Here is a 15,245-nt window from a genome sequence, read left to right on the forward strand (position 1 = left end):
GTGGGGCGGCGGAGCGGGCCCCGTATCCGCGGGCACCGGGCCGGTTTCCCGGACCGCGGGCGCGGCTCCGCTACTTCACGGCTCCGGCGGTCAGGCCCGAGCGCCAGAAGCGCTGCAGGCAGATGAAGGCGATCACGAGCGGGACCACGGCGACGAGCGAGCCCGTGATGGCCAGCGAGTACATCTCGGGGCTCTCGGTGATCGAGATGTTCCACATGTGCAGGCCGAGGCTGACCGGGTACAGGTCCTTGTCGTTCAGCATGATCAGCGCGCCGTAGAAGTTGTTCCAGCTGGCGGTGAAGGAGAACAGGAAGAGCGTCACGAAGCCGGGGGCGAGCATGGGCAGGACGACGGACCGGAAGGTCCGTACGTCGCCCGCGCCGTCGACCCGGGCCGCCTCGATCACCTCGTACGGGACGTAGCCCTCGGAGAAGACCCGGGCGAGGTAGACGCCGAACGGGTCGACGAGGGAGGGGATCAGGAGGGCCTGGGGGCAGACCGCGGAACAGGGCGCGCCGGGCGCCGTCGGGGGACATGGGCCAGGGGCGTACGCGAGGGCGTCAGGCGGTGCGCCGCAGCTCCTCGCGGCGCACCCCGTGCACGAACGGAAGGCCGGCGGCGTAGCGGGCGATCTCCTCGACCGCCGAACCGCCCATCCGGTGCAGTTCGTTGCCCAGCGAGCCCGCGATGTGCGGGGTGAGCAGCACGTTCGGCAGGTCGTACAGCGGTGAGTCGGCCGGCAGGACCTCCGGTTCGGTGACGTCGATGACGGCGTGCAGCCGGCCGGAGACCAGCTCCTGGGTGACCGCGGCCGCGTCGACCAGGGAACCGCGTGCCGTGTTGATCAGGGTGGCGCCGTCGCGCATCAGCGCCAGCCGCCGGCGGTCCATCATCGACCGCGTCTCGGGCAGCTCGGGCGCGTGCAGGCTGACCACGTCGGACGTCGCGCACAGTTCGTCGAGCCCCACCCTGCGGGCGCCGAGCCCGGCCGCCTCGGCCTCGCTCACGTACGGGTCGTGGAGGACGAGTCCGAGATCGTAGGGGCGCAGCAGTTCGATCACCCTGCGGCCGATCCGGGAGGCGCCCACGATGCCGACGGTGCGGTGGTAGTTGCCCGCGTGGGCGTACCGCTGGTGCCAGTCGTGCTGCCTGCCCCGGACGCTGCGGTACTCCTCCCGCAGCTGCAGTACCCGTTTGTTCGAGAGGAGGACCATCGCGACGGTGTACTCGGCCACGGGCAGGGAGTTGGCGCGGGCGGCGGTGGACACGAGGACGCCCCGGTCCCAGCAGGCGTCGGTGACGAGCCACTTGACGGAGCCGGCGGCGTGGACGACGGCCTTGAGGCGGGGCGCGGCGGCGAGGACGCGCGCGTCGAGCGCGGGCGCGCCCCAGAAGGTGAGCAGCACCTCGGCTTCCGCCAGCGCCCGGGCCACCCCGGGGCCGGTGAAGTCGTCGGCGATCAGGTCCAGGTCGACCTCGGCCACGTCGTGCAGGCGGCGGGCGGTCGGGCCGTCCAGCAGACGGGGACCCAGCGCGGGGGCCATGGAGAGCAGGATTCGCGGGCGGCGAACGGGCATCTGGTGCTCCTTGCGGCTAGTGAGGCCGCCCCGACTCTATGGAGCCCGGTAGTGATCGTCAAGCACTATCAATCATAAACAACGATTCGGTCAATACGATCGCCCGTCCGGTTCCGGAGGCGGCGGCGCGGGACGGACCGGCACCCGCCCCTCCGCCTGGACACGGGCGGTGCGAGGCGGCTGGAGGGCGGCGTGGAGCCCCCCGCCCCCGTGGCGCAGGCCTGCGCCGAGGTGGTCACGCGACGGTGACGATGCGGTCACGCACCGCCACGCCGGGCGCAGCAGGATCGTTGCTCCAGCATGCAGGAGACGCATTTCGCTACAGAAGCAACGGTTGGGGCACCGCGACCGCTCAGTGCGCTCGGTGCTGCACGGGTGAAGTCCGATTCGCCGATCTACGACCGGCTCGAACTCGAATGGCTGCGCGCGGGCAGGACCGTACCGCGGCCGGTGAGCCCGGCCGGGTGGCGGCGGGTGGACGACGACGACCGCTTCAGGAGGGCCTGAGCCCCCGGCAGGGGCCCCGGACCGGCCGCCGCAGCCGCCCCTGCCGGAGCCCGGCGGCCGCAGGGCGGGCCCTGACCGTCTGTCACCCGCGGGACAGGAGCGGGCAGGTCAGCGCCGCGCGCAGGCCGGGCACAGTCCTCGGTAGGTGACCTCGACCCCGGACACGGTGAAGCCGAACCGCTCCTCCGCGGGGAGGCCCGCCAGGGGGTCACCGGTGGCGCGGACGTCCCGGATCATGCCGCAGCCGGAGCACACCAGGTGCTGGTGCGGGTGGTGCGCGTTGGGGTCGTAGCGCTTGGCCCGGCCGTCGGTGGAGACCTCCGCGACCTCGCCCAGGGAGACCAGCTCGCCCAGGGCGTTGTATACGGTCGCCCGGGAGATCTCCGGAAGCCGCTGCGCCGCGCGGGCGTGCACCTCGTCGGCCGTGAGGTGCACGTGGTCGCCGTCGAGGACCTCCGCGACCACACGCCGCTGGGACGTCAGGCGCCAGCCGCGTCCACGCAGTCGTTCCAGCAGGTCACTCATATCGGCTCACCTTTTCAGGCTCGGCGGGGTGCCCGGGGTCACCGGGGGCCGTCCCGGGCGGACGTCCTGTATCGGAGGGGATATCGGCTTGGTCTGCTTCTTGACTTGGAATCTGTCCATCGTAGGATCTGATGAGTTGATAGCCAAGGGACAGGACGACTCCAGAGCGGCAGGAGACTGAAACGTGACGGACCACCGCCGGGAGGCCGCGCGCGCCTCTCGGTGCCGACCCGCAGGCGCAGGCCTCCCCCGTCCCGTCGCACGACACCGTACGGGGCGGTGACCCCCTCGGCGTCGAGGATTCCGGCCGGCCCGGGGCAGACAGACCCCTCTGCGGCCCGCGCCGTGTGCCCCGTGCCCCGCGAACCGACCGTTCTCCCCCGCATGCAGTTCCTGAGCACCATGATCCGCCTGGTCCGGAAGGATTCCCATGTCTGAGAACCATGATGCAATCGTCACCGACGCGAAGTCGGACGGCAGCAGTGGCTGTCCGGTCGCGCACGAGCGCGCGCCCCACCCCACCCAGGGCGGCGGCAACCGCCAGTGGTGGCCCGAACGGCTCAACCTGAAGATCCTCGCCAAGAACCCCGCCGTGGCCAACCCGCTCGGTGAGGACTTCGACTACGCGGCGGCCTTCCGGACCCTCGACCTGCCGGCGGTGAAGCAGGACATAGCCGAGGTCCTGACCACCTCGCACGACTGGTGGCCCGCGGACTTCGGCCACTACGGCCCGTTCATGGTCCGGATGGCGTGGCACAGCGCGGGCACCTACCGGATCAGCGACGGCCGCGGTGGCGCCGGGGCCGGCCAGCAGCGCTTCGCCCCGCTCAACAGCTGGCCGGACAACGGGAACCTCGACAAGGCCCGCCGCCTGCTGTGGCCGGTGAAGAAGAAGTACGGCCAGAGCCTCTCGTGGGCGGACCTCATGATCCTCGCCGGCAACGTCGCCCTGGAATCGATGGGCTTCGAGACCTTCGGATTCGCCGGCGGCCGCGCGGACGTCTGGGAGCCCGACGAGGACGTGTACTGGGGCCCGGAGACCACCTGGCTCGACGACGAGCGCTACACCGGCGACCGGGAGCTGGAGAGCCCCCTCGGCGCGGTCCAGATGGGCCTCATCTACGTCAACCCGGAGGGCCCGAACGGCAATCCGGACCCGATCTCCGCCGCCCGCGACATCCGGGAGACGTTCCGCCGGATGGCGATGAACGACGAGGAGACGGTCGCCCTGATAGCCGGCGGCCACACCTTCGGCAAGACCCACGGAGCCGGCCCCGCCGACAGCGTCGGCGCCGACCCCGAGGCCGCCCCGATGGAGGCCCAGGGCTTCGGCTGGAGCAACTCCTTCGGCACCGGCAAGGGCGCCGACGCGATCACCAGCGGCCTGGAGGGCATCTGGACGAACACGCCGATCACCTGGGACAACAGCTTCTTCGAGATCCTCTTCGGCTACGAGTGGGAGCTGTTCAAGAGCCCCGCCGGCGCCCACCAGTGGCGTCCGAAGGAGGGCGCCGGTGCGGGCACCGTGCCCGACGCCCACGACCCGTCGAAGACCCACGCGCCGACGATGCTGACGACCGACCTCTCGCTGCGCTTCGACCCGGCCTACGAGCAGATCTCCCGGCGCTTCCTCGCCGACCCCGCCGCGTTCGCGGACGCCTTCGCCCGCGCCTGGTTCAAGCTGACCCACCGTGACATGGGCCCGGTGGCGCGCTACCTCGGCCCGGAGGTCCCCTCCGAGACCCTGCTGTGGCAGGACCCGCTCCCCCCGGTGACGCACGAGCTCGTCGGCGCGGAGGACATCGCCGCCCTCAAGCGTCAGGTTCTCGCCTCGGACCTGACGGTGTCCCAGCTGGTGTCCGCGGCATGGGCCTCGGCCTCGTCCTTCCGCGGCAGCGACAAGCGCGGCGGGGCCAACGGCGCCCGCATCCGTCTTGAACCGCAGAGCGGCTGGGAGGTCAACGACCCCGACCAGCTGGCGACGGTGCTGCGCACCCTGACGGGGATCCAGGAGTCCTTCAACTCGGCGCAGAGCGGCGGCAAGCGGATCTCGCTCGCCGACCTGATCGTGCTGGCCGGTGCAGCCGCCGTCGAGCAGGCCGCCAAGGACGGCGGTTTCGACGTCGAGGTCCCCTTCGCGCCGGGCCGGGCGGACGCCTCGCAGGAGCAGACCGACGTGGAGTCGTTCGCCGCGCTGGAGCCGGCCGCCGACGGGTTCCGCAACTACCTCGGGAAGGGCAGCCGGCTGCCGGCGGAGTACCTGCTGATCGACCGGGCGAACCTGCTGAACCTGAGCGCCCCGGAGCTGACGGTCCTCGTGGGCGGACTCCGCGTCCTGGGCGCCAACCACCAGGGTTCGGCGCTCGGCGTCCTCACCACGACCCCGGGGACGCTGACCAACGACTTCTTCGTCAACCTGCTCGACCTGGGCACGACGTGGAAGGCGACGTCCGAGGACCAGAACCACTTCGAGGGTCGCGACGCCGCCACCGGCGCGGTCAAGTGGACCGGCACCCGGGCCGACCTGGTCTTCGGTTCCAACTCCGAGCTGCGCGCGCTCGCGGAGGTCTACGCGGGTGACGACGCGAAGGAGAAGTTCGTGACGGACTTCGTCGCGGCGTGGGACAAGGTCATGAACCTGGACCGGTTCGACCTCGTCTGATCACGGTGTCCGGGCCGGCCCGCCCCGGCCGGCCCGGACCCCCGGGCGGATGGCGTACCCGCCCGCAACACCCCGCGTCTTGACGCGCGCGACCCTCGCCGGCTGGTGGAATGCCCTCAGGCCGGGCGAGGGAGGCACGTGTCGGAACGGGACAGGCTGGAGGCGCGGCTGCGCTCCATGGAGGAGGCGCTCGACCGGATCGGGACGTCCTCGGACGAACGCGAGACCTGCCGGGAGTTGGCCGGGTTCCTCTCCCGTACGCTCTGCGACGCCGCGGCGGTCCACCTGACCGGACCGGGAGCCCGTACCGAACGCGTCGCGGTGAGCGGCTCCGCGGAACTCCTTGCCGGGCCGGAGACCGGGATCGCGCCCGTGGTCAGGGCCCGGGACCAGGGCCGCCCCCTGGAGACGTGGACCGGACGGGTGGGGGGCAGGCAGGCGCACCTCGTCTCCGTCCCCCTGGCCGGGCCGGGTGAGGTCTACGGCGAGCTGGTCGCGGTCCGCACGCGCGGCGGGTTCGGCGACCACGAGATGGCCTCGCTGCACTTCGCGGCGCGGCTGGCCGGCATCCACATCGGCCACGCGCGGCGCCTCGCGGCCACCGAGGGGACCGCCCTCGACCTGCAGCGCGCACTGGTGGCCGAACCCGGCAGGCCGCACCCGAACCTGGAGACCGCCAGCCGTTACCTGCCCGTCGGACCGCGCGCCCTCGTCGGCGGCGACTGGTTCGAGACGGTCCGCCTGCACTTCGGCCGCACCCTCCTGGCGGTCGGGGACGTCATGGGGCACGGACTGGACGCCGCCGTCGACATGAACGCGTACCGCTCCGTGCTGCGCGAGGTCGCCTCCACCGATCTCGCCCCGCACCGGGTGCTGCGACAACTGGACGCCCTGTCCGCGTCCGACGAGGGGCGCAGGCCCGCGACCTGCCTGCTCGTACGGGTCGACCCCGCCCGGGGCGTGGCCGTTTTCGCCAGCGCCGGGCACCTGCCGCCGGCCGTCTTCACCCCTGACGGTTCGGGCAGCCTGCTGGACGTCCCCGTGGGGCCGCCGCTGGGCACCGGGACGGGCGGGTACGAGGCCCTCGCCCGGCCGTTCACCCCCGACCAGACGCTGCTGCTCTACACCGACGGGCTCGTGGAGCGCCGCAGCGAGGACATCGACGCCTCGCTGGCCAGACTCGCCGCCCTCCGGGTGGGAGCCCGCGCCGGCCTCGCCGAGGTCGTGGACGCGGTCTGCGACGGGCTCGACGCCCAGCACGCCGAGGACGACGTGGCCGTCCTGGCCGCCCGGCTGCGCCCGCGTGCCGCCCACCACGCGGAGGGCGCCGGACCGGACGCCGTGCACTCCGCGGCGCCGGACGGGCCGGACGGGCCGGACGGGCCGGACCAGGGGAAGCCCTGACGGGCCGGCCCGGCGGGCGGTTCAGCCGCCGGTCGCCGAGAAGTGCTGGTAATCGGGGTTGGACCAGCGGCCGCCCCAGTGCCAGCCCACTTCCTCGAAGGCCCGGGTGACGGCGTCGCCCTGGCGGATCATGCCCGGTACCGGACGGTCGCGCCGCAGATGCGCCCGTCCCGCAGGAGGCCGGACGGTGCCCCGGCGGTCCACGTACGGGTTCTCCAGCGGGCCGATGTCCACGGCGTCCCCGTACGCGTGCCGGGAGCGGCGGGCGCCGTCCCCGGTGACCTGCCGGCAGTTGAAGGCGGAGGTGTTGTCGTCGGCCATCGACCGCGCGTCGTCACCGCCGTAGGCCGCCACCGGCCGCATGCGCCGCAGGGGGAACTTCGCCTCGAACATCTTCCCGAAAACCTGGAGGAGGGGACGGACCGCCCGCTCGTGGACGACGAGCTCACCCCGGTGGACCGTGCCGTCGAAGCCCCAGTGGTTCATCCGGATCAGCCGCAGCCGTTCGGGTCCCACCGGGCAGCCGGGCCGGTACGTGGGCCCCAGAACGGCGGCCGACACCCGCTCCACCTCGGCGGCCAGCCGGTCGCCCGGGGCCCGTACGAGGGCTGCGGACGGGACCGGCGGCGGGGGCGCTGAGGCGCTCGTGCAGGCGACCGTCGCGGTGCACAGCACGACGACCGCGGCGACGGCAGGTGAGGCAAGGCGCACCGCATCACCGTAAGCGGCCCCGTGCAGCACCGCCTCCCCAGGCCGTGACCCGCGAAGGGCATGGCACGGGGCAATCCGGTAAGACGCCCGGTACGAGCGGTCGGGTGCCGTGTGCGACGGCCCACGGTCCACGCCGGGCGCGTCCGAGGAGGAGCCATGGCCCGTGTGTCGGTGGAGGGCTCCGAGGTGGTCGTCCGCCTCTCCCTGCGGGAGGGGGCGGCCGTGCGCCGCCGCGGGATCCGCGTGCCCGTGTCGGCACTGCGGCGGGTCGCCGTGGAGTCCAGCTGGTGGCGGGTGCTGCGCGGGGCGCCCGGCAGGGGCAGCTGGCACCCGGGGCGCTGCGTGGGCTTCAGACGGCTGCCGGAGGGCGGCGCGGACTTCGTCGCGGTGGGGGCCGACCGGCCGGTGCTGCTCCTCGAACTGGGCCCGGACGCGGCCCTGTGCCGCATCGCGGTGTCGGTTGCGGAGGCAGAGGAGGTCAGGCGCACCCTGCTCGCGCGGATGCCCCGGGAGCCCGCGGCGGGCGGAGCGGACACGGCGGACGAGGCCGGCGAGGGAGCCCCGCGGGCCGGGGGCGGGAGCCCGGCGGTGACCCGGCCCGCGCTCCAGCACGAGGGCGGCGTCGTGGACGAGCACGGACGGCCGCCGGGCGTGCCCTCACGTACCGGGACGGGGGCCCAGCCCCCGGCCGACTCGGAGCGGGTCCGCGCAGCCGGGGAGGCCGGGGGCGGGACGGTGCGGGAAGCCGCGGCGGCCGGGCAGGGAACGGCCGCGGCAGGGACCGCCGGACGGGGCACGGGGGACGACGGGCACACGACCGGCGGAGAGGAGTCCGGGGAGGCCGGCGAGCGGGGTGGGCTGCCGCCCGGGGTGCGGCCCCCGTCGCAGCCCTGATGGCCGGAGCCGCACCCCGGCCCAGGGCGCCTACCCCGCTGCCGCCCCGTCATGCCCCCGCCGGCCCGGCCCGCCCCCGCAGGCCCGGCCCGCCGGCGGCGCGGCGGGCCGGCCGCGGCGTCACGGCTGGGGGCGCGTCGTCCCGGGCAGGCACTTCACCGCGGGGTTGAAGGTCGCGTGCGCGCCCAGGGGGTTCGCCTTCCAGAGCCACAGGTGGAGTGCGTAGTGCACCGGCTGGCCGGGGAAGTTCCCGCGCTGGGGGCCCTTGAACGGGCGGCCGAACAGCGAGGGGCGGTCGTCGTCCGTCCTGGTGTCCTGGTCACGGTCGTAGACCAGCCACTGGACACCGGCGAGGCGCTTGCCGCCGCGTCCGTCGTCCTCGTAGTAGAGCGCGGCGGGCACCGCCGGGTCGACGGAGTTGTCGTGGGTGTGGTTGAAGTGCGGGTACCCCAGCGCGCCCGTACCCCCCGTCCGGTCGACGACGCAGTACTTGTCCGGCACGTAGCCGGCCTTCACCGCGTTGGCGTGCAGCAGGTACGGGGCGGTCGCCCGGTACGTGACGGCCCGGTCGGCGGCGGCGGGGCGGTGCCGGTCGGGGCCTGCGGCCGCGGCGGGCGCGTGGGTGACGGCCGTCGCCGCCGCCAGGGCGAGGGCGGCGGCGGCCGTGGTGAGGCTTCGGGCCATGGGAACTCCTGGTCAGACGGTGGCCAACTGGGGGATGAGGCGGAGCGCGTTGTCGTGGTAGATCCCCTGGAGCTGCTCCGGGGTGAAGGACGGGTCCGCGTCCAGGGCGGGGAGTGCGATGTCCGTGACCGTGTCCGCCGGAGCGGCGGGCCAGTCCGTGCCGAAGAGCAGGCGGTCGGCCGGCACCTGGGTCAGCAGGGTCGCCGCCGGAGCCATGGGGCCCGCCGTGTCGTAGTAGAAGCGCTGGAGGTGGTCCCGGACGGCCGCCGGGTCGACGGGCGGATCGCAGAACCGGCCGAGGGCCTGCATGCGGGTCGCGATGTACGGGAGGAAGCCGCCGGCGTGCGGCAGGATCACCGAGAGGTCCGGGAACCGGTCCAGGGTGCGCTTGCTGATCATGTTGACCGCGGCCCGGGTGGTGTCCAGGAGGAAGTCGCACATGAAGTTCGGGATGCCCGGAAGCGTGGTCGCGCCCGGAGGGCAGCCCGGGAGGTTGTGCGGATGCGTGTCGACGACGGCGTGGTGCTCGTTCAGCTCGTGGAACACGCGGTCGTAGGCGGGGTCCCCGAGGTAGACGCCGCCGTAGTTGGCCGTCACGTTCACGCCGACCGCGCCGAGCTGTCCGAGTCCGCGGCGCACCGCCCACGAGGAGGCGTCGAGGTCGTCCAGGAAGAGGGGGACGTAGAAGGCGAACCTGCCCGGGTGCGAGGTCGCCACCTCGATCATCGACTGGAGGGTGATGTTGATGGCCTCGCGCAGCTGCGCCGACGAGGGGTAGCGGGCCGGCAGCATGGGCTTCAGGACGGCGGTGGCCACACCCGCCCGGTCCATGAAGCCGATCGCCGCCTCGATGTCGAGCTGCGCCCACGGCGGCAGCTGTTCCGGCTTGATCAGCCCGTGGTGCACCGCCCACTCCCGCCACTGCGGGGCGCAGTAGTGGTGATGCATGTCGATCTTCGTCTGGTACCCGTGCGCCTCGACCGGGCCCGCGGCGACGGTGTCGCGGGCGGCGGAGGCGCCCACCGCGGCGCCCGCGGCGGAGGTCTGCGGTCCTTCCTCTTCCGTTCCGAGGAGCCCCAGTCCGGAGGTACTCGAATATGCGGGCATGGCCCGGCCACCACCTGTCGGGTTCGGTTGCGTGCGGAGGGTCTGCGTACAGGGGGTCGCGTACGCGTACGGACCTCGCGTACGGGTCTCGCGTACGGGGTGTCGCCTGCGCGGGTCAGGTCCGCGGGGTCACGGAGGCCAGCGCCGGGGCGCCGGGGACGGGTGGGGGATTCCCGGCCGGCCGGGACGGGTCGAGGACGAGCGGGAGCCGCTCCAGCCCGCGGAAGGCGGCCACCGGCCCCCTGAGCCATGCGGCCTCGCCCGCCCGCGGGTCCGCCAGCCGCATCTGCGGGAACTCCCGCAGGAGGCAGGAGAGCGCGACCTCCAGTTCGAGCCGCGCCAGCGGCGCGCCCAGGCAGTAGTGCGTGCCGTGGCCGAAGCCCAGGTGCGTGCCCTGGATCCCCTCGCGCGTCACGTCGAGGACGTCCGGGGAGTCGAACTTCCCGGGGTCCCGGTTGGCCGAGGCGATGGCGATCTGGACCAGGGAGCCCTCGGGAATGACCGTGCCCCGGAGTTCGACGTCCTCGGTCGCGTACCGGAAGGTCGAGGTCTCGACCGATCCCTCGAAGCGGACGATCTCCTCGACGGCGCCCGGGATCAGTGCCGGATCGCTCCGCAGCCGCTCCAGCTGCTCGGGGCGCTGCAACAGGTGGAGGACCGAGTTCCCGATCTGGAACGCCGTGGTCTTGTGGCCGGCGAAGAAGATGACCCACAGGGAGGAGATCAGGTCCGCGTCGTCGAGCGCTTCCTCCGCCCGGATCAGGTCGCTGAGGAAGCTGTCGCACGGGTGCGCGCGGGTGTCGGCGATGAGCTGCCCGAGCCGGTTCTGCAGCCACTCCTCGGCGACGCGCAGCTCCGCGCTCTTGGACGGGTCGAAGCGGGAGCGCGTCACGACGGCGAACTGCCGCAGGATCTCCGGGCGGTCGGCCGGCGGGATGCCCATCAGCTCGCACAGGACCGCGATCGGCAGCGGGAACGCGAAGGACGGCATCAGGTCGACCTCGTTGTCCTGCCCGCACTGCCGGAGCAGGTGCTCGGCGATCTCGGTGATGCGGGGTCTCATCTCCTCGACGCGCCGCGGGGTGAAGGCGCCCCGGAGGGAGCGGCGCAGCCGGGTGTGGCGGGGCGGGTCCGAGAAGAGGACGTTGTCGTCGAGGGCGTCGAAGAAGCTGCCGTACACGGCGTGGTAGGTGTCGATGGCCCCGCGCATGTTCTTGCTGAACCGCGGATCCGACAGGGCGTCGCGGGCGTCGTCGTAGCGGGTGATGAGGTAGGTCTCGACACCGTGCGGGGGCGTCAGCGGGCATACGGGGGCCTGCTCGCGCAGGGCCGCGTAGGCGGGATGGGGGCACGCCCTGAACTCGGGTGCGCCTCTGGACACGGCCGACACGATGTCCTGCAGGGTTCCGGCGTCGCTCGGTGCCGCGTTCTCCTGCGCCATGCTCCACACCCTTCGTGAGACTCCCGTTCCGCGCAGACACCGGTTCCCTGTGGAGGTGGACGGCGAAACGGCCCTTGGCTCGTTCGAGTGAGCGTGCCGCCGCCGGGAAGACGTTCTGACGGTGCGCCGGATCGCACTGGTCAGGGGCTGATCAGGGGGCCACGCCCTCGTAGGAGACGGCGCAGACGGCGCACGGGTCCTGGGTGAGCACCACGTCCGGGGCGAGTGCGGCGGGCGCCGCTGTCCGTGGTCGCGGGCAGCAGCAGGGTGACGATGCGCACGGCCTGACCGGAGGCGCGCGGGTGGCGGGGGTGGATTCGGTAGGACGTGCCACCCGGAGTTCGCCGGTGGTACCGCGTCCCTTGTCGCAGGCGGACGAGGACCAGGACCGGCCCACGAGGCACCCGAGGCTGGGCCGAGGGTGAGCGCCGGACGTCACGTCCGAGCCGCGCAGCACCTAATTTCTCCCCTATGACAGCACATTCCGAACGCCGCTGGCTCCCGGGGCGGCGGCAGCTCGTCCGTGCCGCACTGACGGGCGTGGTCGCCGCGTGCGCCGGGTCGGTCTCCGGCCGTCCGCCCTTCCCGGCCTCCACCTCCTCAGGGCCCAACAGCGCCCGCCCCGCCACACCGGAGTCGGCCTGGCGCAAGCTGAGTGAGGGGAACCGGCGCTGGCGGACGCTGCACGAGCGGCATCCCGACGAGACCCCTGCGGTGCGCCGGACCGTGGTGTCGGGACAGCATCCCTTCGCGGTGATCCTGGGCTGCGTCGATTCCCGGGTTCCGCCGGAGCTGGTCTTCGACCAGGGGCTGGGAGACCTGCTGGCCGTCCGCTCCGCGGGTTCGGTACTGGACGAGGCCGTGCTGGCCAGCGTCACGTACGGGGTCCTGGAGCTGGGCATCCCGCTCGTGGTGGTGCTGGGGCACCAGTCGTGCGGGGCGGTGACGGCCGCCGTCCGGGCCGACGCGACCGGCGGACAGCTGCCCGGCCACATGCAGTACCTGGCCGATCAGATCCGTCCCGCGATCGACCACGGACTGAGCGGGGAGGCCCGGGTGGACGCCGCCATCTCGGCGAACGCGCTCCTCGTCCGGTCGCGACTGGCAGCGGAGCCCGAACTCGTCTCCAGGATCGCGGCGGGCACCCTGACCGCGGTCGGCGCGCGGTACGAACTGACCGACCAGCGGGTGCGCCGACTGGGCTGATCCCCGGGGCGGCCCGCTCCCTGGACAAGGGTGAGGAGGAAGCATCCGGCGCGGGGACCCGCCGTCACCTCTTCCGCACGGACGAGGCACAGCGCGTCGGCGAACCCACCGGACGTAACGAGCCGGACCGGCTGGAAGGGATACCGCTGGCCGGGGTAGCGCGCAGGTTCATCCGCCGAAAGACCGTCAGCAGTGGGTACCCGGTGGGGTGATGGCTCTCCTGCTGGACCCGACGGCGGCTGAGCCCCGTCGTTCCCGCGGCCGAGGCGCCGCCCGGCCGGGCGGAACGCCCGGCCGTGGCATGCACGGATCGGCTCCCGGCTCCGGCTCAGGCCGCCGGGACGCGCATGCGGACCGACTTGCCCGACTCGCCCGCCACCACGGAGAGTTCGCCCCCGCGCTCGGTCGCCAGCAGGTGCACGATCAGCAGGCCGCGACCACCTTCGGAGTCCAGGTCCGCCGCTGCCCGCGGAGAGGGCAGTCGTGGCAGGCACGCCCCCTGGTCGGCAACCTCCAGGCGGAGCCACCCGCCGCCCCAGGTCAGAGCGACCCGCATCCGCCCGTTGGCCGCGTGCCGCACGACGTTGCCGACCAGCTCGCCGACGGCCAGCAGCAGCACGTCCGCCAGGTCGCCGGAGACCCGCCACTCGTCGAGGGCGACCCGCAGCCGCGCCCTGACCTGCGGGACGTTCGCCGCGACCGGATCGGCGACCCAGTGGACGAAACCGCGGACCGAGGTGGCCGGCCGGGGCGGCGACTTCCGGTGCGGAACGGAGGGCCCGGGCGGGACGGCGGGCCCGGGGTCCCGGGGCTGAACGAGGTACGCGGATCTGCCGGCGGGGGTCAGCATGGCGTGCTCCCGGAGGGAAAGGCGGCGCACCCGCTGGAGCAACTCGTGTAACTCGTGAGGAAGTCGCCTCGCCCGTGGGCTTGTGGTCAGCAGAAATGCGTCGCTAGAGTTGTGATTACACGTGTAACACGTTAAGCCTCCCCGGCGATCCGCGCAAGCATTTCGGACAAACGTCACGAAGCCTGCGTCCGCGCCGGGGCCCCGGCGGCCGTCAGGGCCGCGCCGCATCGGAAGGGTCTCCATGACGCAATCTCCCCCGGCCGGGTTCGACCTCACCGACATGGCCTGGCCGCCCCCGCCGTACCAGTCCCCCGTACCGCCCGTGACGGGCGCCGACGGCGTGCGGCACTTCGACGGGATCACGTACGCGACCACGCCCGGCTACCGCCCCCGGCTGCTCGACGTGCAGCTCCCGCCGGGCGAGGGGCCGTTCCCCGCGGTCGTCTGGATCCACGGCGGCGGCTGGCTGGAGGGCGACCGCCGCTACCCGCCGCCGACCGTGCCCGCCGCGCTCCTGCACGGCGCGGTCCTCGGCGCCGGGCTCGCGCTGGTCTCCATCGACTACCGGCACAGCCTCGAAGCCCCGTTCCCGGCCCAGCTGCACGACGTGAAGGCCGCCATCCGCTACGTCCGCGCCTTCGCGGTCGAGCTGGGCATCGACCCGGACCGGATCGGCGTCTGGGGCGAATCGGCCGGGGGGCACCTGGCGGCCCTGGCCGGGCTCGTCGGTCCCGGCAGCCCGGACGGCGCCGCCCTGGAAGGCACGCACGGAGTCGGCTCCGGCGACACCGGGGTGCTGGCCGTCGTCGACTGGTACGGGGTCTCGGACCTGCCGGCCCTCGCCGACCACCCGATGCCGCCGATGCCGGGCGGGGCCGAGTTCCCGGACCCCTACGAGGCCCTGCTCGGCGGCACCGCGGCCGAGCGCCCGGCGCTCGCCCGCGCGGCGAGCCCGGTCACGTACGCCGAGGGCTCGAACCCGCCGCCGTTCCTCCTGGTCCACGGCACGCGGGACGGGCTGGTCCCGTACAGCCAGAGCCAGGCGCTGGCGCGGGCCCTCGACAGCGCCGGGGGCCAGGTCACCCTGCGGCCGGTGGACGGGGCCGACCACATCTTCCTCGGCTCCCCGGACATCGACCTGATCGTCACCGAAAGCGTCACCTTCCTGGCGACCCACCTCGGCAAGTCCACCTGACCCACCCCGCCACCGGGACCCGTACGTCTACGGGGGCCGCGCTCGCCCGAGGGGCCGGGCCACACGGCTGCGGGCCCCGGGTTCGTAGCCCGTACGGCTCCGGGGCCGGGGCCGTAGGGGGCCGAGCCATCCATACGGCTACGGGGCCTCGGGCTGTACCGCCGCGAGCCCTCGGCCCGCACGGCTACGAACCCGGGGGGCCGGACGTGCACGAGGCCCGAGCCACACGGCTGCGGGGTCCGGCCTGCCCGGCGGCGAGGCAGGGGCCGTAGGGGGCCCGAGCCATCCATGCGGCTGCGGGGCTTCGCAGCGGGGCCAAGGCCCGTCCGGCTACGGGGGTTGCACTGCTGCAAGGCCGGGAGCCCGTACAGCTGCGTGGTCCTGGGTCGCGGGGCTACGGGGCCGGAGCCTGTACCGCTGCGGGGCCTCGGCCCCGCAGGGCTACGGGCCTCGATCCCGTCGCTCCACTCGCTGTGCGGGCG

General features: G+C 73.7%; 13 protein-coding genes and 1 pseudogene. 6 read left to right on the plus strand and 8 right to left on the minus strand.

Annotated features, from left to right (window positions below; genetic code table 11):
* Window positions 1-70: 70 nt before the first annotated feature.
* Together ACFWUZ_RS09075 and ACFWUZ_RS09080 are read right to left on the minus strand one after the other, a co-directional pair.
* A pseudogene (locus ACFWUZ_RS09075) lies at window positions 71-487 on the minus strand (carbohydrate ABC transporter permease); the annotation flags it as partial.
* A gap of 73 nt (window positions 488-560) precedes the next feature.
* Window positions 561-1,577 (minus strand): hydroxyacid dehydrogenase, encoded by a 1,017-nt coding sequence (locus tag ACFWUZ_RS09080; protein ID WP_384369518.1) that lies wholly within the window; start codon window positions 1,575-1,577, stop codon window positions 561-563.
* Between the two features lie 375 nt (window positions 1,578-1,952).
* On the opposite strand from ACFWUZ_RS09080, the gene ACFWUZ_RS09085 reads away from it, so the two are divergent.
* Window positions 1,953-2,084 carry a hypothetical protein gene (locus ACFWUZ_RS09085; protein WP_384369521.1) on the plus strand — a complete coding sequence of 44 codons (132 nt, stop codon included), beginning with the start codon at window positions 1,953-1,955 and terminating at the stop codon, window positions 2,082-2,084.
* 108 nt (window positions 2,085-2,192) lie between these two features.
* Here the strand turns inward: ACFWUZ_RS09085 and ACFWUZ_RS09090 are convergent, their stop codons facing one another.
* Window positions 2,193-2,609 carry a Fur family transcriptional regulator gene (locus tag ACFWUZ_RS09090; protein WP_384369524.1) on the minus strand — a complete coding sequence of 139 codons (417 nt, stop codon included), beginning with the start codon at window positions 2,607-2,609 and terminating at the stop codon, window positions 2,193-2,195.
* Window positions 2,610-3,039: 430 nt separating this feature from the next.
* Here ACFWUZ_RS09090 and katG point away from each other — a divergent pair, with 430 nt between their 5' ends.
* Together katG and ACFWUZ_RS09100 are read left to right on the plus strand one after the other, a co-directional pair.
* Entirely contained in the window at window positions 3,040-5,271 is a 2,232-nt protein-coding gene (gene katG, locus ACFWUZ_RS09095) for a catalase/peroxidase HPI (RefSeq protein ID WP_384369527.1), read from the plus strand.
* A gap of 138 nt (window positions 5,272-5,409) precedes the next feature.
* On the plus strand, window positions 5,410-6,675 hold the full coding sequence (locus tag ACFWUZ_RS09100) for a PP2C family protein-serine/threonine phosphatase (protein WP_384369530.1): 1,266 nt from the start codon (window positions 5,410-5,412) through the stop codon (window positions 6,673-6,675).
* 21 nt (window positions 6,676-6,696) lie between these two features.
* Here ACFWUZ_RS09100 and ACFWUZ_RS09105 read toward each other — a convergent pair whose 3' ends face one another.
* On the minus strand, window positions 6,697-7,386 hold the full coding sequence (locus ACFWUZ_RS09105; protein ID WP_384369533.1) for a M15 family metallopeptidase: 690 nt from the start codon (window positions 7,384-7,386) through the stop codon (window positions 6,697-6,699).
* Window positions 7,387-7,542: 156 nt separating this feature from the next.
* Between ACFWUZ_RS09105 and ACFWUZ_RS09110 the strand changes: the two genes are divergently transcribed.
* The gene (locus ACFWUZ_RS09110) at window positions 7,543-8,280 is read left to right on the plus strand and encodes a hypothetical protein (protein ID WP_384369536.1); all 738 of its coding nucleotides are present in this window, start codon (window positions 7,543-7,545) and stop codon (window positions 8,278-8,280) included.
* 120 nt (window positions 8,281-8,400) lie between these two features.
* On the opposite strand, the gene ACFWUZ_RS09115 is transcribed toward ACFWUZ_RS09110, so the two are convergent.
* The 3 genes from ACFWUZ_RS09115 to ACFWUZ_RS09125 all read right to left on the minus strand — a co-directional run bounded on the left by ACFWUZ_RS09115 (window position 8,401) and on the right by ACFWUZ_RS09125 (window position 11,512).
* Complete coding sequence (locus tag ACFWUZ_RS09115; RefSeq protein ID WP_384369539.1) at window positions 8,401-8,964, minus strand: hypothetical protein; 564 nt, start codon at window positions 8,962-8,964, stop codon at window positions 8,401-8,403.
* Window positions 8,965-8,976: 12 nt separating this feature from the next.
* Window positions 8,977-10,071 (minus strand): amidohydrolase family protein, encoded by a 1,095-nt coding sequence (locus ACFWUZ_RS09120; RefSeq protein ID WP_384369542.1) that lies wholly within the window; start codon window positions 10,069-10,071, stop codon window positions 8,977-8,979.
* Window positions 10,072-10,186: 115 nt separating this feature from the next.
* Window positions 10,187-11,512, minus strand: a complete 1,326-nt coding sequence (locus ACFWUZ_RS09125; protein ID WP_384369545.1) for a cytochrome P450 — start codon at window positions 11,510-11,512, stop codon at window positions 10,187-10,189.
* Between the two features lie 471 nt (window positions 11,513-11,983).
* Here ACFWUZ_RS09125 and ACFWUZ_RS09130 point away from each other — a divergent pair, with 471 nt between their 5' ends.
* The gene (locus ACFWUZ_RS09130; protein WP_384369548.1) at window positions 11,984-12,718 is read left to right on the plus strand and encodes a carbonic anhydrase; all 735 of its coding nucleotides are present in this window, start codon (window positions 11,984-11,986) and stop codon (window positions 12,716-12,718) included.
* A 328-nt stretch (window positions 12,719-13,046) separates the two neighbouring features.
* Here the strand turns inward: ACFWUZ_RS09130 and ACFWUZ_RS09135 are convergent, their stop codons facing one another.
* Complete coding sequence (locus ACFWUZ_RS09135) at window positions 13,047-13,568, minus strand: ATP-binding protein (RefSeq protein WP_384369551.1); 522 nt, start codon at window positions 13,566-13,568, stop codon at window positions 13,047-13,049.
* Window positions 13,569-13,809: 241 nt separating this feature from the next.
* On the opposite strand from ACFWUZ_RS09135, the gene ACFWUZ_RS09140 reads away from it, so the two are divergent.
* Window positions 13,810-14,763, plus strand: coding sequence for an alpha/beta hydrolase fold domain-containing protein (locus ACFWUZ_RS09140; protein ID WP_384369555.1), 954 nt, complete (start codon window positions 13,810-13,812; stop codon window positions 14,761-14,763).
* Window positions 14,764-15,245: the final 482 nt, after the last annotated feature.

The sequence above is a fragment of the Streptomyces sp. NPDC058646 genome (genome assembly GCF_042716875.1).
Lineage (GTDB): Bacteria > Actinomycetota > Actinomycetes > Streptomycetales > Streptomycetaceae > Streptomyces.

Bases quoted from the DNA above. Each gene is read 5' to 3' on its own strand.
- ACFWUZ_RS09120 (WP_384369542.1), bottom strand. From the start codon at position 10,071: ATGCCCGCATATTCGAGTACCTCCGGACTGGGGCTCCTCGGAACGGAA.
- ACFWUZ_RS09115 (WP_384369539.1), bottom strand. From the start codon at position 8,964: ATGGCCCGAAGCCTCACCACGGCCGCCGCCGCCCTCGCCCTGGCGGCG.
- ACFWUZ_RS09140 (WP_384369555.1), top strand. From the start codon at position 13,810: ATGACGCAATCTCCCCCGGCCGGGTTCGACCTCACCGACATGGCCTGG.
- ACFWUZ_RS09080 (WP_384369518.1), bottom strand. From the start codon at position 1,577: ATGCCCGTTCGCCGCCCGCGAATCCTGCTCTCCATGGCCCCCGCGCTG.
- ACFWUZ_RS09135 (WP_384369551.1), bottom strand. From the start codon at position 13,568: ATGCTGACCCCCGCCGGCAGATCCGCGTACCTCGTTCAGCCCCGGGAC.
- ACFWUZ_RS09090 (WP_384369524.1), bottom strand. From the start codon at position 2,609: ATGAGTGACCTGCTGGAACGACTGCGTGGACGCGGCTGGCGCCTGACG.
- ACFWUZ_RS09130 (WP_384369548.1), top strand. From the start codon at position 11,984: ATGACAGCACATTCCGAACGCCGCTGGCTCCCGGGGCGGCGGCAGCTC.
- ACFWUZ_RS09125 (WP_384369545.1), bottom strand. From the start codon at position 11,512: ATGGCGCAGGAGAACGCGGCACCGAGCGACGCCGGAACCCTGCAGGAC.
- katG (WP_384369527.1), top strand. From the start codon at position 3,040: ATGTCTGAGAACCATGATGCAATCGTCACCGACGCGAAGTCGGACGGC.
- ACFWUZ_RS09110 (WP_384369536.1), top strand. From the start codon at position 7,543: ATGGCCCGTGTGTCGGTGGAGGGCTCCGAGGTGGTCGTCCGCCTCTCC.